Genomic DNA, 14,411 nt, shown 5'->3' with positions numbered 1-14,411 from the left:
CCATGCCCGCAGGACAACTCATTTCGTCAATACGCTGCGCCGTGCGCGGCCAGCACCGGATTGCCCTGTATGGCAGTGCTGGCGCGGCCGTCCGCGCCCCGGGGAACTTCGCCCACCAGCGTGGTGCGATAGAGCTGGCGATCGAACTCCAGCGCAAAGATATCCTGTGGTGCCACATGGGCCGTGGAGCGGTTGTCCCAGAAGGCCAGCGAGCCGGGTTCCCACTTGAAGCGCACGGTGAACTCGCTGCTGACAGCGTGCTCCCAGAGCAGCTCCAGCAGCACGCGCGATTCGCGGGTGGAGAGTTCCGCGATGGACTTGAGAAAGCCGGGGCTGATGTAGAGCACCTTCTCGCCAGTCTCGGGGTGGATCGTGACCAGCGGGTGTTCGCTGATCAGGGTGTTGTCGCGCACCAGATCCAGGTATTCCTGCGATGCCGTGGCGCCTTGCGGAGCGCTGAAGCGGTGCTCGCCACGCAGGCCCTGCAAAAAGACCTGCAGCGGTTTGGAGAGCGCTTCGTAGGCAGCGGCCAGATTGGTCCATTGCGTGTCGCCGCCATAGGGCGGAATCGTCACGCCGCGCAGAATCGATGCGGCCGGCGGGTTGTGGGCGGCCGTCACATCGGCATGCCAGCCGGTCCAGGGGCGCTGTTCGGCCTGGCCGCTGTGGCGGTTGGCCTTGCGGTGCTTGGCAATCGAATACAGCTCGGGAAAGCCATCGACATGACCGAAGACGGGATGGCCGGGCGTCAGCTCGCCAAACTGGCGCGAAAAAGCGATCTGCTGCTCATGGCTGAGGTGCTGGTCGCGAAAGAAGAGCACCTTCCAGCGCAGCAATGCCGAGCGGATGGTGTGCACTTCGGCGGCGCTCAAGGCCTGCTTCAGATTGACGCCGCTGATCAGCGCGCCGATATGCGCCGACTGCGGTGCGATGCGGATATGCGGAGTGATGTTGCTTGCGGAGCTCAGGCGTTCGTCCAGATGCTGCAGCGGAGCGTGGGGCAGGGGCATGTTCATGGGATTTTTCCTGATGAGAGCGAGGCTTCAACGGGCCTGGGCAATACGGGAGGTGCTGGCCGGCAGCAGGCCCAGCTCGGTGAGAAGCGCATGGCTGCGTTCGACCTGTGCACTCAGGGCGCGGGCGGTGTCCTGCTGGCCGAGAAACACGGGCTCCCACTGGTTGAGCGCCACAAAGTCCTTCCACTCCCGGGTTTCGGAAACCTTGCGCAGCGCATTCACCCAGTACGCCTGCTGCGCGGCGCTGGCTCCGGGTGCCGTCATCACGCCCTGAAACGAGTCGCTGACATAGTCGATGCCCTGCTCCTTCCAGGTGGGCGACTGGGCGAACACGCCTTCAAGCCGCTTGTCGGCGGCAATCGCCAGCACGCGCACGCGGCCCGACTGCAGATAGGGCAGCAGATTCGGCGTGGTGGCCGAAACCACATCGAGATGCCCGCCTGCCAGCGCCACCATGGATTCGGCGGAGGACTTGTAGGGCACGATGCGCAGTTTCTGGATATTCACGCCGCCTTGCTGCAAGGGCTGGGCCACGCCCAGATGGATGTGATTGCCCAGCGTGGTGGCGATGCCGATGGAGTATTTCTCGGGGTCCTTGCGCAGCTGGGTGATCAGATCCTGGGCATTGCGCAGCGGCGAATCCGCACGCACGACCACGGTGGTGAACTCGCGCAGCAAGGTCACCAGCGGCGTGCCTTTTTGCAGATGCGCGGGCAGGGCGTTCTGCGCCAGGCTGTTGCAGTAGCTGGTGCTCAGCGTCATCAGCGTGTGGGCGTCGCCAGGGTGGCGGTGCAGGCTCTCCAGCGCGGCGATCGCATGCGCGCCGGCCTTGTTGCTGACCACGAACTGCGGTGCATGGCCCTCGCGTGCCAGCAGCTCGGTGAGCTTGCGGGCTGCCTGATCCAGCGCAGCGCCGGCTCCGCTGGGGACAATGAATTCCGTGGCTTTGCTGGGCTTCCAGGCCGAGGCCGCTGCACCGCCCGATTGCGCAGCAGCAGGGCTCGTTGCCAGCGTGCAGCACAGCACCGCCATCGATGTCAGCCACGGGGCCAGAGTGCGATGCAGGCGGGAATGAGTTACGGTACTGGCCGACATGAAAGCTCCTGAAGTCAATCGCCATGCGCTTTGCGGGCTGGCGTGCTGAAGACTGTAGAAGCGCGGCAGCCTTGCAACAACGAATGAATTTTCATGAGTTAGTAAGCAAAAGAGCTGAGCTACCCGGGCCTGAGCGGCAGGCCTGCTTGAAGAGGCAAGAAAGACGATGACCTGGCATGCGCAACTGGCGCTGAACTATTTCCTGCAGGCCGGCAAGACCTCGGTGCATTTCACGCACGATGGTCCGCTGCGCATCCTCAAAAGTCTGTATCCCGAGGGGCCGGCCATCTGCCACAACGTGCTGGTGCACCCACCGGGCGGGCTGGTGGGCGGCGATGTGCTGGACATTGATGTCCATGTCGCAGAAGGTGCGCATACGCTGGTCACCACGCCTGGTGCCACGCGCTTTTACAAAAGCAACGGGAAGCAGGCCATGCAGCGCACCCGGCTGCGCCTGGACCCCGGTGCGAGGCTGGAGTGGCTGCCGCTGGAGGCGATTGCGTACAACGCCTGCGATGCTGTCAACCAGCTGGAGTTCGATCTCGCCGAAGACGCTCAGCTGCTGACCTGGGATGTGACGGCGCTGGGCCTGCCGCTGGCGGACCAGCCCTATGAGTCCGGCAGGTTCGAGCAGCACATCGAATGGCCGGGCCGTTTTCTGGAGCGCGGCGTGATCGATGCACAGGACGAGCTGCTGCTCAATGGCGATCTGGGACTGGCCGGGCATCGCTGCCTGGGCAGTCTGATCTTTGCCAGCGGCTCAGCCATGGCACGCCATCAGCGCGAAGCCTTGCTGGAAGGCACGCAGGAGCTGCTTGCCAAGGCCGCTCCGGCGGTGTTGAGCGGTGTCACCGCCCCGAATGAAAACATGCTGGTTCTGCGCTGTGCATCACCTGTGGTGGAGCCTGTGATGATGCTGTGGAAAACAGTGTGGATATTTTGGAGAAAAGAACTCTGGGGTCTGCAGGGCGGCACGCCGAGAATCTGGTCCATGTGAGCCAGCGACCGGCCGATCTGCGGCTGCTGCAGCCCGGCATCCCTAGTAGCTTGGGCGCTGTTGCAGGCCAGGGTTTCAAGGTGCCGATCGGCCGGTGCACCGGGCCAGCTCGGCCTGGGTCCAGTTCAGGCGTTTGCGCAGCTGGGTGCAGGCGGCACCACCGTTTTGAGGATCGCGCTCCATGCAGAGCTCCTCGATCATGGCCAGTCGGGCGCGCGTGTGGCGGTGCTGTTCAAGCGAGCAGCTGCGTGTGCCCGCTTCGGCTCGCGTTCCGCCTTTCGAGCGCGTGCCGGGCGGCACGGCCGTCCAGCCCCGGTGGTGCCAGGGCGAGAAGGAGGCTGAAGGCGTGATCTCTATGCCATTCACGCGTCCTTCCAGGCCGGGAAACGTGGACAGCATGGCGGCTGCCACCAGGGCCGGGTCGCTCATGCGTCCCAGCGCCGTATCGCAGTCCATGACATCAAGATTCAGGTCCGGCGGCAGCAGTCTCAGCACGCCATAGATGCGGGTGGCATCGGTCTCAAGCTCCTTGACGCTGCGCCCGTTGCGGCCCGGCACCAGGCCCATGCCGACCAGTTGGTACTGCGTGTCGCGCAGGGCGGTATCGGGGCCGGTGTGGATCTTGACATCGCCCGAGGCCCGGCCCGCAAACATGAGCAGCCTGAAGGCATCCGTGGAGAACAGCGCCTGCACCTCCAGATGGCAACGGGCCGGGGCGGCGGGGCGCAGCATGCTTGGCAATTCCTTGGCGGCATCGCCGTGGACCAGCATGGCTGTGCGCGGCAGCATCTCCGCTGCTATCCGTGCCTTGCCAAGGCTCACTGTGGCCGGCACGCTGGCGTCAATGGAGCCGGCTGTGGGAAATTGCGCCAGTGCCTTGAAGCCGGGCTGCATCACGGACAGTCTGTCGTTGCTGACGATGCCGCCTGTGGCGATCTCCAGGCGCCCGTTCTCGAAGCGGTAGTAGCTGGGCACTTCGTCGGTCTCGGTATAGCTGCCGTGGCGCGTGGAGACGCGGTAGCGGATCTCGCGCCCGCCCATCTCCATGAAGGGGCGCAGCGTCTCCAGCAGGGCCTGGCGCGTGGCGGCATCGTCCTGGCGCAGCGTGATCTCCACACGTGTGGAGCCATAGCCCAGCAGCTTGTCAAACGCATGGCGCATGACGGCCTGGTCCGGAAAGGTGATGACGGCCCCCACCATGCCAGCCAGGGCCGCCACGCCGCCCAGCAGCAGCGGCCAGGTCGAGCGCTCGTCGGCTTGAGCGCGAGTCACGGCGCTCCAGATGGCTTGCACGCCATGGCCCAGCCAGCTGGTGGCCACGAAGGCGATGAGCGCTGCAGTCGGCGCCCACACAAGAATCAGCAATATTTGCAACAGGCCCATATGGGCTGTGATTCTAGGCACAAGCCATGCATGGCCTGCGGCAGCCTCCGGCAGGGTGCTGCCCGCCCGGGTGCTGCCCGCCTGGGGCTGCCCGCCTCGGACGCTACAGCGCCAGGACGATTCTGGACTCCTGCGTCCTGGCGCGAGAGCAGCAGCTCATCATCTTCGTGCATGCCGCGCGCTCGGCACGGGTCAGCACCATGTCGCGATGGTCGATATCGCCTTCGAGCACAGGCACCTCGCAGGAGCCGCACAGGCCTTCGCGGCAGTCGCACTCGATATCGATATTGGCGCTGCGCAGTGCATCGAGCAGGGTCTCATCGTTGCGCACCTGCAGCGTGATACCGGACTCGCGCAGCTCGACCTCAAAGCCGTGTTCCTTGTCCTGGTCGAGGGCTCCCAGGGTGCTGGAGAAATGCTCCACGCGCAGGCTGTCCTCGGGCCAGTGGCGGCAGGCCTCCGCCAGGCCGTCGAGCATGCGCTGCGGACCGCAGGCATAGATCTGTGCGCCTGGCCTGACCTGAGCCAGCAGCGCCTGGTAGTCGGCTCGCCGGCCCTCCGCGCCCACATAGATCTGCAGGCGCTCGCCATGCCGTGCCTGCAATGCATCCAGGAGCGCCATGCGCTCGCGCTGGCTGCAGCTGTAGTGGATTTCATAGGGGATGCCCAAGGTCTGGGCGCGAGCCGCCATGGCCGCAACCGGCGTGATACCTATGCCTCCGGCGACGAGAATCAGCTGCTGCGCGCCTTCGTCGAGCTTGAAGTGGTTGCGCGGGCCGCGCATCTGCACCTTCATGCCGGCCTGCAGCGCCCCATGTATCCAGGCAGAACCGCCACGGCTGTGCTCCTCGCGCAGCACGGCGATCTCGTAGGTATCCGCTTGCTGCGGGTCGCCGCATAGCGAGTACTGGCGCGAGATGCCCGTGTCGCCGCAGTGCAGGTCGATATGCGAGCCCGGGGTCCAGCGTGGCAGGTCGCGCCCGTCGGGCGCCTTCAGGCGCACGCGCAGCACGTCCTGGGCAATCAGCTCGGTGCTTTCCACCAGCATGCTGCGGCTGACGCCGCCTTGCGAGGATTCGCCGATGCGCACGGGCTGCTGCTCGGCCAGCACGGCGGGGTTGGCGCGCTCGGGGTTGCGGCTCACATCCCATTGCACCCACAGGTGTTCGGGGCCGCGGAACGAGGTGTTGGGCACATAGGTGAAGCGTTGCTCGGCCAGCTGCATATGGGGCAGGCGGCGTGTGAATTCCTCGAGGAAGATCTGCATTTCCATGCGCGCCAGATTCTTGCCCATGCACTGGTGGGAGCCGTAGCCGAAGGTCAGGTGATCGCTGGCATTGTCGCGGTGGATGTCGAACAGGTCGGCATCGACAAAGTGCTGCTCGTCGTGGTTGGCCGAAGAGGTGACGATGAGCAGCTTGCTGCCGGCCGGAATGGCCTGGCCGCCGATCACCACATCCTTGGTGGCCAGGCGCCGCCAGGCGGCTACCGAGCCGTTGTGGCGCAGGCATTCCTCCACGGCATTGGGTATCAGCGAGGGATCGGCGCAGATCTCCTGCCAGACCTTGGGGTGCTGCAGCAGCAGCTTGACGGCATTGGCCGTGGCGTTGGCCGTGGTCTCGTGCGCGGCGACCAGGCCGGCCATCATCATCGAGTGCAGATAGGAGTCGGTGACGACATCGGGCAGCTCTTTTTGCTTGCGGATGCCGTATTGCATCCAGCCCTCGGCGTCGGGATCGGCACGCATCTTGTCGAGAATCCGGCCCGCGTGCTGCCAGAAGTTGCCCACGGCATGGGCCACGGCCACCTGCTCCTCGGCCTGCGGTCGTCCCCAGGTGTTGACGGTGTGGGCGATGCTGTACTGGCGCAGCGTGTCCATATCGTCTGCGGGCACGCCCAGAAAATGCATGGCCACCGTCAGCGGTACTTCCCACAGCATCTGATCGACGAGATCGGCGCGGCCGTCGTCGATGAAGCGGTCCACGTATTCGCGGGCCAGCCGGCGCACCATGGGCTCGTGGTGCTTGAGCTCCTCGGGCGTGAAGGGCTGCATCAGCGCGCGGCGGCGCGGCATGTGGGCGGGCTCGTCCTCGTTGACCAGAGTGCGGTTCAGCGCAAAGCCATAGCTGGCGAGCACGGCATTGGCCTCATCGCCCGTGGGCGTGATCTTCTCCAGCGCAATCGAGGGGCTGAAGGTCAGGTTGTCGCGGAAGATGGCCTTGATGTCGTCGAAGCGCGTGACCACCCAGTAGCCCAGCTGCGGGCTGTAGAACACCGGCTCCTGTTCGCGTGCCCAGCGCACATATTCGGGCGGGTCCTGCTGGTAGCCGTCGGCAAAGGGATCGAAGCTGGCGGCACCGTGGCTGATGGGGCAGCCCGTAGGGCCGCTCTGGCCGGTGGGCTTGCCGAACTGGCTGTGATCGATGGGGCAGCGACTGGGGGTGGAAGTGGTCATGGCTCGCTCGCAAACGCAAAGAGGCAGGAGATGGCATAAGCCATCGGACGAGAGCGCAGAGGCGGCCTGCCGCCAGCCTCTGCGGCGTGGATCAGCGGGGCAATCAGTCCAGCGTGATGTTCAGGTCCTTGATCAGCTTTTGCCAGCGTGCGCTTTCGCTGTGGATCAGCGCCTGGAACTGCTCGGGCGTGTTGCCCACGGGCTCCACGCCAAAGTCGATGAGCTTTTGCTTGACCGCAGGCTCGTTGATGGCGGCGACCACCTGCTTGTTCAGCGCCGTGACGACGTTGGCCGGTGTCTTGGCCGGGGCCACCATGCCGACCAGGGCCGCAGCCTGCACGCCGGGCAGGCCCAGCTCGCCGAAGGTGGGCACATCGGGCAGCTGGGGCAGGCGCGTGGCATTGGCCACGGCCAGCGGACGCACCTTGCCGCCCTTGATGAAGCCGGCGCCGGCGGCCAGGTCCACCATCATCACGGGAATCTGACCGCCCGCCACATCGGCCAGCGCCGGAGCCGCACCGCGATAGGGCGCATGGGCGAGCTTGAGGCCGGCCTCGGACTTCAGCAGTTCCATGGCCAGGTGATGGGGGCTGCCCGCACCGGCGGAGCCGTAGTTCACGCCCTCGGCACTGGCCTTGGCCGCGGCAATGAACTCCTTGGCGGTCTTGGCCTTCTCGGCGGGGCCGGCCACCAGAATCATGGGAAAGCGGCCCATGAGCGTGACGGGCGTCAGATCCTTGCCGGGGTTGTAGCTCAGGCTCTTGTAGAGCACGGGGTTGAAGATCAGCGTGCCGTTGTCGGCCGAAAGGACGGTATAGCCGTCGGCCGGTGCGCGCGCGGTCTCCGAGGCGCCGATGGCCGTGTTGCCGCCCGGGCGGTTGTCCACGACGATGGGCTGATGGGCCTGGGCGCCCCAGGCCTGGCCTATGGTGCGGGCCAGAAAGTCCGAGCCACCGCCTGCGGCGTAGGGCACGATCCAGCGCACGCTCTTGCTTGGGTACTTGTCCTGGGCCATGACGGTGCCGGGGGCTGCGGCCAGCCAGAGCATGCTGGTGGCCAGAACCGAGGCGGTGAAGAGGCGTTTTTTCATTGAGGGTGTCTCCTGGGCTGTGGTGTTGTTTGCCTGCGGGTTAACCAAGCTTCACTCCGCCTGCGGTTCCGCTTTAATACGGAAATTGTTTTGCGTAATTTTTATACGCATAGCGTAAATATGCTTCAAGGGATTACCCGAGAGTCAGCACCAGACATGCGTGAAAATGTCTTCAACGGCTTACGAGACAGGCGCAACCAGCTATGAAAATCGAGAAGAAGACTTTGGCTATGGCGAAGCGGCAAGCAGCCAGCCCAGCCGCAAGAGTGGCGTCGCAGAATGCCCGGCAAGAGCCGGATCAACGTCGCCAGCGTGTGCAGGCCGCAGAGACTTGTCTGGCCGTGCTCAAGGCACTGGCCGGGCTGGGCGGGCGTGCCAGTCTCACGGCCATCGGTGCTGCCGTCGATGAAAGTCCTGCCAAGGTGCATCGCTATCTGGCCAGTCTCATGGCCGAGGGCCTGGTGGAGCAGGACCGTGGCGGCACCCAGTACGCGCTCGGGCGTGAGGCCATTCATATCGGCCTGGCTGCGATGCGCCAGAACGATCCTGTGCGCATGTCCGAGCCCGCTTTGCAGCATCTGCGCGAGTCCTTGCAGGTCACGAGTTTTGTCGCGGTCATGGGCAATATGGGGCCCACCATCGTGCGTTTTGAAGAGCCCAGCCTGCCCATTACCGTCAATGTGCGTGTGGGCTCGGTCATGTCCATGCTGTGGTCGGCCACGGGGCGGGCATTTTTTGCCTTCATGGAGCCGCAGCCCGAGGTCGAGGCGCTGCTGGCACGTGAGCTGGATGCCGCCAGCCCGGAGCATCGCCGCCTGCTGCATGCCAGCAAGCCGCTGGAGCAGCTGCGCAGCGAGATTCGCGCGGCCGGCTGTGCGGCGATCCGCGACCTGAATCTACCCGGCATCAGCGCCGTGGCAGCGCCTTTGTTCGATTACAACGGCCATGTGGTGGCCGTGCTCTGCGCGCTCGGGGCCAGCGGCGGCTTCGACCCCGATCCGCAGGGCAAGATTGCCCAGGCTGTGTGCGAAGAGGCGCGCAGTATCAGCGCTTCGATGGGCTACCGAGTCCAGGTCTGTGATCAGGCACCGGTCAGTACAGCCGGGGCTCCCAGGCGCAGGGACAGCTGACGGGCCTGGGTCTGCAGTGTCCGTGCCGGCAGACCGGCGGGGTCCAGCGTCAGCGTGACCGAAGGACCGATGGCGGCAATCGCCAGCACCAACTGGCCGAAGCCGTCGAACACCGGCACCGCCAGCGCGCTCACGCCCGACAGCAACTGGTTCTCGACCACGCTCAGGTGGTTGCGGCGAATGGAGTCCAGTTCCTTGGCAAACGCCGGTTCGTCCAGACTGTGGCCTTCGGCCTGCAGCAGCGGTGCGATACGGGCCGGGTCGCCGAAAGCCGCAAAAATCTTGCCCGTGGCGGTATGGCGCAGGGAGGCCGGCGTGCCGTGGCGCATGGCCACATAGACATGGGTCGGGCCTTCCTCGACACGGATGATGATCGGCCCCTGGCCGCTCCACATGGACACCGACACGGTGTAGCCCACCTCCTGTGCCAGGGCGGGCAGCTCGGCAATCGCCATGCGCACGGGATCGGCCTGCTGCAGGCTGATGAGCCCCATCTGGATGGCCAGCGGCCCCAGGCCGTAGTGGCCGCTGACGCGATCCTGCTCCATCAGGCCCAGCTTGCAAAAGCTCACCAGATAGGGGTGGGCCTTGGCCGCCGTCATCTCGGCCTCGCGTGCCAGATCCTTGAGCGCCATGCGCCGGCCCGTGCGCGCCAGCACCTTGAGCAACTGGCCGCCGACTTCCACGCTCTGTATGCCGCGCGGTGCGCGCGCGGGTTCGTCGTCACTGGATTCAAGCATCAAACGGGCGTCGGTCGAAGAAGAGTTGGCATGAGGCATGACGGCATTGTGACGGTGTAAAAGCGGCTGGAAAGCCGCAAGGGTTTTTCACTATGACAAATCGATTGTGCAATGTTGAATTTATATCTAGCATTCGGAAATTCGATAAAGCTGAATGCATTTGTTTAAAACAAAGAGATTGCAACGATGAGCACCAAGACCTTTGCCTCCGCCGCCGACCTTGAAGTCAAGAAGGTGAGCTTCGACAAGCTCTCCGAACATGCCTATGCCTACACGGCCGAGGGCGACCCCAACACCGGCATCATCATCGGCGACGACGCCGTGATGGTCATCGACACCCAGGCCACCCCCGTCATGGCCGAGGACGTGATCCGCCGCATTCGCGAGGTCACGGACAAGCCCATCAAATACGTCACGCTGTCGCACTACCACGCGGTGCGCGTGCTGGGAGCCTCGGCCTATGGCGCCGAGCACATCATTGCCAGCCAGGACACCTACGATCTCATCGTCGAGCGCGGCGAGCAGGACAAGGCCAGCGAGATCGGCCGCTTTCCGCGCCTGTTCCAGAACGTCGAGAGCGTGCCCGAGGGCATGACCTGGCCGACCATGACCTTCACCGGCAAGATGACGCTGTGGCTGGGCAAGCTCGAGGTGCAGATCCTGCAACTGGGCCGCGGCCACACCAAGGGCGATACCGTGGTCTGGCTGCCTCAGGACAAGGTGCTGTTCAGTGGCGATCTGGTCGAGTTCGATGCCACGCCCTATGCCGGCGATGCCTACTTCCAGGACTGGCCGCAGACGCTGGATGCCATCGCCGCCCTCCAGCCCGAAAAGCTGGTGCCCGGCCGCGGCGCGGCGCTGCAGAACGCGGCCGAAGTGCAGGCCGGCCTGGCGGGAACGCGCAGCTTCATCAGCGACCTGTGGGCCGAGGTCAAGGCTGGTGCCGACGCCAGGCAGGACCTGCGCAAGGTCTACGAGGCGGCCTTTGCCAAGCTGCAGCCCAAATACGGCCATTGGGTGATCTTCAACCACTGCATGCCCTTCGACGTGACGCGCGCCTATGACGAGGCATCGGGCCACGCCGACCCGCGCATCTGGACCGCCGAGCGCGACCGCGAGATGTGGCTGGCGCTGGAAGGCTGATCGCCTGCGGGGCCGCCCGGCTGGCAGTCTCCTGCGCAGGTGCGGCGGTCTACTGCGAAGCTATCTAAAACAGGAGCTGCTTGCGCTTTGATCGCAATGAATTCAAATGGAAGCAGCATTGAATTCATTGACTGACAAGCGGTAGTAGCTATCAAAAAAATAGAGTTTGAATCCGGTCGCAAAGAGCCGGAGGGGCGGCTTTTGCCCCAAGAAACAGATCCACGCTTTTCAAGGTTTGCGCACCGATGAACGCCATGTCCACTCCAGCCATTGCTCCTGACGCCCTGCGCGGCAGCGCCGCCGACATCCAGTCCATCCAGATTCCCTATCGGCGGCATGCAGACCAGGATGCCGATGTCCCGGCCCGCCACCCCGTGGTCGTCGTCGGCGCCGGGCCCGTGGGCCTGTCGCTGGCCATCGATCTGGCCCAGCGCGGCCAGCCGGTGGTGGTGCTCGACAACGACTGCAAGCTGTCCACGGGCTCGCGCGCCATCTGCTTTTCCAAGCGCACGCTGGAGATCTGGGACCGCCTGGGCGTGGGCCAGTCCATGGTGGACAAGGGCGTGTCCTGGAATCTGGGCAAGGTGTTTGCCGGGGATAGGTCGCTCTACCAGTTCGACCTGCTGCCCGAAGCCGGTCACGAGCGCCCGGCCTTCATCAATCTGCAGCAGTATTACGCCGAAGCCTATCTGGTCGAGCGCGCACTGCAGCTGCCGCTGATCGACCTGCGCTGGCACAACAAGGTCACGGCGCTGGCGCCGCGCGACGACGGAGCCCTGGTGACCGTGGAAACGCCCGAAGGCGAGTACCGGATCGATGTCCAGTGGGTGCTGGCCTGCGACGGATCGCGCTCGCCCTTGCGCGGCCTGCTGGGCCAGGAAAGCCATGGCCGCATCTTCCGCGACCGCTTTCTGATTGCCGATGTGAAGATGCATGCGGATTTCCCGAGCGAGCGCTGGTTCTGGTTCGATCCGCCATTTCATCCGGGCCAGAGCGTGCTGCTGCACCGCCAGCCCGACGATGTCTGGCGCATCGACTTCCAGCTGGGCTGGGAGGCCGATCCCGAGGAGGAGAAAAAGCCCGAGAACATCCTGCCGCGCATCCGTGCATTGCTGGGCAAGGACGCGCACTTCGAGCTCGAATGGGCCAGTGTCTACACCTTTGCCTGCCTGCGCATGGACCGCTTCGTCCACGGCCGCGTGGTCTTCGCGGGTGACAGCGCGCATGGTGTCTCGCCCTTCGGCGCACGCGGCGCCAACAGCGGCGTGCAGGATGCCGAGAACCTGGCCTGGAAGCTCGACCGCGTGCTGCGCGGCCAGGCCGACGCTGCGCTGATCGCGACGTACGGTGCCGAGCGCGAATACGCGGCCGACGAGAACATCCGCAACTCCACGCGCGCCACCGACTTCATTACGCCCAAGAGCGAGATCAGCCGCCTGTTTCGCGATGCGGCGCTGGAGCTGGCGCGCGAGCATGAGTTTGCGCGTCGCATCGTCAACAGCGGGCGTCTGTCGGTGCCGGCCACGCTGCATCACTCGCCGCTCAACACGCCGGACAGCGAGGCCTTCGCGGGTTCGCAACTGCCCGGCGCCGTGCTCAGCGACGCGCCCATGCGCCGTCCCGGCGACAGCCAGATCACCTGGCTGCTGCGCGCCCTGGGCCCGGACTTCACGCTGCTGCATTTCGGCCCCACGCCGGACTGGGCGCGCGAGCTGACCGGTGTGCTCAATCTCTCGATAGCCGCCGAGGGCGATGCCGGGGCCGCGCGAGCCGATCTGCTGGATGTGCAGGGTCTGGCGGCGCAGCGCCTGGATGCGCGGCCGGGCACCAGCTATCTGCTGCGCCCCGACCAGCATGTCTGCGCGCGCTGGCGCCGTCCTGACGAGGCTGGCGTGCGTGCCGCGCTGCTGCAAGCCAGCGGCGCCTTGCAATGAAATACCCCAGAGGATTCCCTTCTTTTCAGGAGACCGCCATGCTGCTGTCCACCCATCCAAATCTGCAGGCCTGCGACGATTTCTATGAAGCCCTGATCACCACGCATCAGGGCCTGGAAACCGCGCAAAGCCACGCCCTCAATGCCCGCCTGGTGCTGCTGCTGGCCAATCACATCGGCCATCAAGAGACCTTGCTGCATGCGCTCGAACTGGCCCGCGCCAGCGCAGGATTCCCTCCTGCCGGCGCAGATCCTGCCGAGCGCGGTGCCGTGACACCGGTTGCCCCGGTACACGCTGCCGCTTGAGATGCAGCAAGCCGCCGGCCTGGCGGCAGCTGCGCCATCCCCTAAAGGCCCCGTCACCAAAATCTATTCAAGGGGCCATGAATCAAGGAGACAAGGATGATGCAACGCAAAAAATTTCTGGCCGCACTGGCCTGCTCGACGCTGGCATGGGCTGCAGGGCCGGTCGCCATGGCGCAGGAAAAGCCCCTGGAATGGGTCATAGGCTACGCCGCAGGCGGGGGCTCCGACGTGGTGGCCCGCGTGATTGCCGAAGCCATGGGCCGCAATCTGGAGCGCCCCATCGTCATCAACAACAAGCCCGGTGCGGGAACCAATATCGCGGCCGAGTACAGCGCACGCTCGCATGACTACGGCAACCTGATGTTCACGGCCGACTTCGCCACGCTGGCTGCCAATCCGTTTCTGTTCCGCAAGCTCAACTACAACGCCGAAAAGGACTTCAAGCCCGTGGGCATGCTGGTGCGCTTTCCCATGCTGCTGGTGGTCAACAACGATGTGCCGGTCAGCAATCTGAGCGAGTTTGTCGCCTGGGCCAAGCAGCAGAAGACCGGCGTGAGCTGGGGCTCGGCCGGCCTGGGCAGCCCTCATCATCTGGTTGGCGAGCTGTTTCGCGAAGAAGCCGGTCTGGGCAATATGACCCATGTTCCTTATCGCGGTGCTGCGCCGGCAGTACAGGATGTGATCGGCGGCCAGATTCCTGCCATGTGGGCCGATAGCGCCACCATCATTCCCTTCCTCGGCGAGAAAAAGCTCAAGGCCATAGGCGTGGCCAGCCCGGCCCGCATCGATGTGCTGCCCAAGGTCGCCACCTTGCAGGAGCAGGGCCTCAAGGGCTTCGAAGGCTATGCCTGGCAGGGCATCGTCGTGCCCAAGGGCAGCTCGGCCGAGGTGGTCAAGAAGTTCAGCCAGTCGCTGCAGTTTGCACTGGCCGACACTCGCACCAAGGCCCGTCTGGCAGCCATGGGGGTCGAGCCCATGCCCGGCAGCTCCGAGCAGATGGAGAAATTCGTCAGCAACGAGCGCAGCAAATGGGGGCGCGTGATCACGGCCAACAACATCAAGCTCGATTGACAACCAGACTCAGTGGGCCGCAGCCTGGGTGACGGACAGGCCCGGGCGCTGC

Annotated in this window: 12 protein-coding genes; 6 read left to right on the top strand and 6 right to left on the bottom strand. The window is 65.0% G+C overall.

The features are described 5' to 3' along the window. Positions 1-26: 26 nt before the first annotated feature. A complete protein-coding gene (locus tag NOX35_RS25130; protein ID WP_256495121.1) occupies positions 27-1,016 on the bottom strand; it encodes a TauD/TfdA family dioxygenase in 990 nt (329 codons plus the stop codon). A gap of 27 nt (positions 1,017-1,043) precedes the next feature. After that, positions 1,044-2,111 carry a tripartite tricarboxylate transporter substrate binding protein gene (locus NOX35_RS25125; protein WP_256495120.1) on the bottom strand — a complete coding sequence of 356 codons (1,068 nt, stop codon included), beginning with the start codon at positions 2,109-2,111 and terminating at the stop codon, positions 1,044-1,046. 166 nt (positions 2,112-2,277) lie between these two features. On the opposite strand from NOX35_RS25125, the gene NOX35_RS25120 reads away from it, so the two are divergent. Beyond that, entirely contained in the window at positions 2,278-3,108 is an 831-nt protein-coding gene (locus NOX35_RS25120) for an urease accessory protein UreD (RefSeq protein WP_182284906.1), read from the top strand. A gap of 75 nt (positions 3,109-3,183) precedes the next feature. Here NOX35_RS25120 and NOX35_RS25115 read toward each other — a convergent pair whose 3' ends face one another. The 3 genes from NOX35_RS25115 to NOX35_RS25105 form a co-directional block, all read right to left on the bottom strand. Further along, positions 3,184-4,491: a hypothetical protein gene (locus NOX35_RS25115; RefSeq protein WP_256495118.1), complete on the bottom strand. Its 1,308-nt coding sequence runs from the start codon at positions 4,489-4,491 to the stop codon at positions 3,184-3,186. Between the two features lie 103 nt (positions 4,492-4,594). After that, on the bottom strand, positions 4,595-6,946 hold the full coding sequence (locus NOX35_RS25110; protein ID WP_256495117.1) for a cytochrome P450/oxidoreductase: 2,352 nt from the start codon (positions 6,944-6,946) through the stop codon (positions 4,595-4,597). 103 nt (positions 6,947-7,049) lie between these two features. After that, entirely contained in the window at positions 7,050-8,036 is a 987-nt protein-coding gene (locus NOX35_RS25105; protein ID WP_182284903.1) for a tripartite tricarboxylate transporter substrate binding protein, read from the bottom strand. 230 nt (positions 8,037-8,266) lie between these two features. Between NOX35_RS25105 and NOX35_RS25100 the strand changes: the two genes are divergently transcribed. After that, a complete protein-coding gene (locus tag NOX35_RS25100) occupies positions 8,267-9,166 on the top strand; it encodes an IclR family transcriptional regulator (protein ID WP_256495116.1) in 900 nt (299 codons plus the stop codon). Here the strand turns inward: NOX35_RS25100 and NOX35_RS25095 are convergent. Beyond that, complete coding sequence (locus NOX35_RS25095; RefSeq protein ID WP_256495115.1) at positions 9,118-9,945, bottom strand: IclR family transcriptional regulator; 828 nt, start codon at positions 9,943-9,945, stop codon at positions 9,118-9,120. The genes NOX35_RS25100 and NOX35_RS25095 overlap by 49 nt on opposite strands. Before the next feature lie 147 nt (positions 9,946-10,092). Here NOX35_RS25095 and NOX35_RS25090 point away from each other — a divergent pair, with 147 nt between their 5' ends. The 4 genes from NOX35_RS25090 to NOX35_RS25075 all read left to right on the top strand — a co-directional run bounded on the left by NOX35_RS25090 (position 10,093) and on the right by NOX35_RS25075 (position 14,359). After that, positions 10,093-11,049: an MBL fold metallo-hydrolase gene (locus NOX35_RS25090; protein WP_182284901.1), complete on the top strand. Its 957-nt coding sequence runs from the start codon at positions 10,093-10,095 to the stop codon at positions 11,047-11,049. 254 nt (positions 11,050-11,303) lie between these two features. After that, the gene (locus NOX35_RS25085) at positions 11,304-12,983 is read left to right on the top strand and encodes an FAD-dependent oxidoreductase (protein ID WP_256495113.1); all 1,680 of its coding nucleotides are present in this window, start codon (positions 11,304-11,306) and stop codon (positions 12,981-12,983) included. 38 nt (positions 12,984-13,021) lie between these two features. Next, the gene (locus NOX35_RS25080) at positions 13,022-13,288 is read left to right on the top strand and encodes a DUF2783 domain-containing protein (protein ID WP_256495111.1); all 267 of its coding nucleotides are present in this window, start codon (positions 13,022-13,024) and stop codon (positions 13,286-13,288) included. Positions 13,289-13,384: 96 nt separating this feature from the next. After that, entirely contained in the window at positions 13,385-14,359 is a 975-nt protein-coding gene (locus tag NOX35_RS25075) for a tripartite tricarboxylate transporter substrate binding protein (RefSeq protein WP_182284898.1), read from the top strand. The last annotated feature ends 52 nt before the right edge of the window (positions 14,360-14,411 follow it).

The sequence above is a fragment of the Comamonas sp. C11 genome (assembly GCF_024496285.1).
In the GTDB taxonomy this organism is placed as follows: domain Bacteria; phylum Pseudomonadota; class Gammaproteobacteria; order Burkholderiales; family Burkholderiaceae_C; genus Comamonas; species Comamonas testosteroni_F.
This window is presented reverse-complemented; position numbering and strand designations above follow the sequence as displayed.

What these genes read in the sequence shown, in the direction of transcription:
- NOX35_RS25125 (WP_256495120.1), bottom strand. Translation starts at nt 2,111, where the DNA reads ATGTCGGCCAGTACCGTAACTCATTCCCGCCTGCATCGCACTCTGGCC.
- NOX35_RS25130 (WP_256495121.1), bottom strand. Translation starts at nt 1,016, where the DNA reads ATGAACATGCCCCTGCCCCACGCTCCGCTGCAGCATCTGGACGAACGC.
- NOX35_RS25120 (WP_182284906.1), top strand. Translation starts at nt 2,278, where the DNA reads ATGACCTGGCATGCGCAACTGGCGCTGAACTATTTCCTGCAGGCCGGC.
- NOX35_RS25085 (WP_256495113.1), top strand. Translation starts at nt 11,304, where the DNA reads ATGTCCACTCCAGCCATTGCTCCTGACGCCCTGCGCGGCAGCGCCGCC.
- NOX35_RS25080 (WP_256495111.1), top strand. Translation starts at nt 13,022, where the DNA reads ATGCTGCTGTCCACCCATCCAAATCTGCAGGCCTGCGACGATTTCTAT.
- NOX35_RS25105 (WP_182284903.1), bottom strand. Translation starts at nt 8,036, where the DNA reads ATGAAAAAACGCCTCTTCACCGCCTCGGTTCTGGCCACCAGCATGCTC.
- NOX35_RS25100 (WP_256495116.1), top strand. Translation starts at nt 8,267, where the DNA reads ATGGCGAAGCGGCAAGCAGCCAGCCCAGCCGCAAGAGTGGCGTCGCAG.
- NOX35_RS25090 (WP_182284901.1), top strand. Translation starts at nt 10,093, where the DNA reads ATGAGCACCAAGACCTTTGCCTCCGCCGCCGACCTTGAAGTCAAGAAG.
- NOX35_RS25095 (WP_256495115.1), bottom strand. Translation starts at nt 9,945, where the DNA reads ATGCCTCATGCCAACTCTTCTTCGACCGACGCCCGTTTGATGCTTGAA.
- NOX35_RS25110 (WP_256495117.1), bottom strand. Translation starts at nt 6,946, where the DNA reads ATGACCACTTCCACCCCCAGTCGCTGCCCCATCGATCACAGCCAGTTC.
- NOX35_RS25075 (WP_182284898.1), top strand. Translation starts at nt 13,385, where the DNA reads ATGATGCAACGCAAAAAATTTCTGGCCGCACTGGCCTGCTCGACGCTG.
- NOX35_RS25115 (WP_256495118.1), bottom strand. Translation starts at nt 4,491, where the DNA reads ATGGGCCTGTTGCAAATATTGCTGATTCTTGTGTGGGCGCCGACTGCA.